Source organism: Arthrobacter sp. Dra40 (genome assembly GCF_059091905.1).
Window position 1 is genome coordinate 1 of record NZ_JBNHHB010000428.1, and the last position, 2111, is coordinate 2111.

Consider the following 2111-nt stretch of genomic DNA (forward strand, 5'->3'; position numbering starts at 1 on the left):
ATGAACAGCAGGTAGGCTAGAGCTACCGGAGCCACTCCACGGCCAACCGGTCCTGGACCGGTTGGCCGCTACATTTCTACGGGAGGATCTATTGATGGTGGGCGAAGCTCGCAACGCCACAAACGGCGGGAACGGCGAAGACCGCAACCCGGAGGCGAACGCGGAAACCACTTCCATCTTTTTGCCGCCGCAGACCCTGGTCCATTCCAAGCCGATGCTCACCCCGGAGGAGGCCGCGTCGGTGAACGCACTGCCGGCCGGGTCGGCTCTGTTGATAGCACACGGCGGCCCGAATGCCGGTGCCCGGTTCCTGCTGGACCAGGACGTCACCACGGCTGGCCGGCACCCGAACGCGGATATCTTCCTGGACGACGTCACGGTGTCCCGCAAGCACGTGGAATTCCGCCGCTCCGGCGATGGCTTCATGGTGGTTGACTCGGGGAGCCTCAACGGAACCTATGTCAATAACGATCGTGTGGACAGCCTGCACCTGCGCACCGGCAATGAAGTGCAGATCGGCAAGTTCCGCCTGACCTTCTACGCAGGCACGGCTGCAAAGGGGCAGGGCTAACCGGTGCCCGCGTCCCAGCCAGCGCGGCGCACCCTCGGGTCGTCCCGGGAGGGGTACCGCAGCAGCGTCCTCAATATCGGCGAGGTGCTGCAGCAGCTGACCGAGGAGTTTCCGCAGATCAGCGCTTCCAAAATCCGCTTTTTGGAGGAGAAGGGGCTGATCAGTCCCCAACGCACGCCCGCCGGCTACCGCAAGTACACCAGCCAGGACGTTGAACGTCTCCGCTTTGTGCTGGCCCTGCAGCGCGACCAGTACCTGCCGCTAAAAGTCATCAAGGACTACCTGGACGCGATCGATCGCGGCGAGCGGCCCGAGGCCCTGCCCGGCGGGAAGACCCTGGCTCCCCGCATGGTCTCGGACCCGCTGGCAGCAGAACTCAACGGACGTGGCCGGGCGCTCACGCAGGCCCAGCTCCTGCAGGCCAGCGGAGCCTCCGCGGAACTCGTGGACGACCTTCTGGCCTACGGCCTGATACAGGCGCAGGACTCCCGTTTCGACGAACACGCGCTCAAGGTTGTCCGGGCCTGCATGCAGCTCGGCAGCCATGGAATTGAGCCGCGGCACCTGAGGCCGTTTCGCGCCGCCGCCGACCGAGAGGTCGGACTGGTGGAGCGGGCCGTCGCCTCGTTGGCATCCCGCCGCGACGTCGCCTCCCGTGCGCGTGCCGCGGAAGCCGCCAAGGAAATCAGCGATCTGTGCCTGAACCTGCATACTGCGCTCGTTCATGGGCACCTGGCGGAAATGGACCGCTGAACGGAGGAGCCATGCTCGAACTTGAGGTCGTCGGAGTCCGCATTGAACTCCCGTCGAACCAACCGCTGGTGCTGCTCAAAGAGACCGACGGCGAACGACACATACCCATCTGGATAGGCGCCCCGGAGGCCAGCGCGATTGCGTTTGCCCAACAGGGGATCAAGCCGCCGCGTCCGATGACGCACGATCTGCTGCGTGAGGTAGTGGAGGTGCTGGGCCGCCAGATCACCGAAGTCCGCCTGGTGACCGTCCAGGACACGGTGTTCTTCGCGGAACTGGTTTTCGACGGCGGGACCACCGTCAGCTCCCGGGCCTCCGACGCCATCGCCGTGGCACTGCGCGTGCCCTGCCCCATTTACTGTGCGGACGAGGTGATGGAGGAAGCCGGCGTCAAGATTGCCGAAGCGGCCGACGATGAAGAATCCGACGGTGAGGCGCAGGAAAACGCCGAAAGCCAGCTGCGCCAGTTCAGGGAATTCCTCGCCGATGTGGAGCCCGAGGATTTCGAAAAATAGGCGGGCGCCGGGATCGGATCCGCGCCCGCGGTCTCCGTCGCGTGAACGGCCCGGCCACAGGTCCGGCGGCCGACACGCCGCAGCAAATATGCCAGCGTCTTTGACCGGCGGCCCCCGCCGTTCTAACGTCGAAGCATACAGTTCCCATTGCACCGCAGGCCAACTCAGGGCAGACTTAGACCAGACCTCTGGGCTGACTGCGATGCTCACTTTCCCCACAGGGAACTTCGACAAGGAGGGTTCACGTGAGTCCTAAAGGTGATGCAGGCGAC

The 2111-nt window shown here is 64.9% G+C and carries 3 protein-coding genes; all 3 read left to right on the top strand.

Annotated features, from left to right (window positions below):
- The first annotated feature begins 94 nt into the window (after nucleotides 1-94).
- The 3 genes from AC5RWT_RS36795 to AC5RWT_RS36805 all read left to right on the top strand — a co-directional run bounded on the left by AC5RWT_RS36795 (nucleotide 95) and on the right by AC5RWT_RS36805 (nucleotide 1839).
- On the top strand, nucleotides 95-571 hold the full coding sequence (locus tag AC5RWT_RS36795; protein ID WP_493967318.1) for an FHA domain-containing protein: 477 nt from the start codon (nucleotides 95-97) through the stop codon (nucleotides 569-571).
- A gap of 75 nt (nucleotides 572-646) precedes the next feature.
- The gene (gene ftsR / locus AC5RWT_RS36800) at nucleotides 647-1324 is read left to right on the top strand and encodes a transcriptional regulator FtsR (protein ID WP_494084529.1); all 678 of its coding nucleotides are present in this window, start codon (nucleotides 647-649) and stop codon (nucleotides 1322-1324) included.
- Between the two features lie 11 nt (nucleotides 1325-1335).
- On the top strand, nucleotides 1336-1839 hold the full coding sequence (locus AC5RWT_RS36805) for a bifunctional nuclease family protein (protein ID WP_494084528.1): 504 nt from the start codon (nucleotides 1336-1338) through the stop codon (nucleotides 1837-1839).
- The last annotated feature ends 272 nt before the right edge of the window (nucleotides 1840-2111 follow it).

Coding starts and splice junctions, on each gene's coding strand:
- AC5RWT_RS36805 (WP_494084528.1), top strand. CDS start 1,336: ATGCTCGAACTTGAGGTCGTCGGAGTCCGCATTGAACTCCCGTCGAAC.
- AC5RWT_RS36795 (WP_493967318.1), top strand. CDS start 95: ATGGTGGGCGAAGCTCGCAACGCCACAAACGGCGGGAACGGCGAAGAC.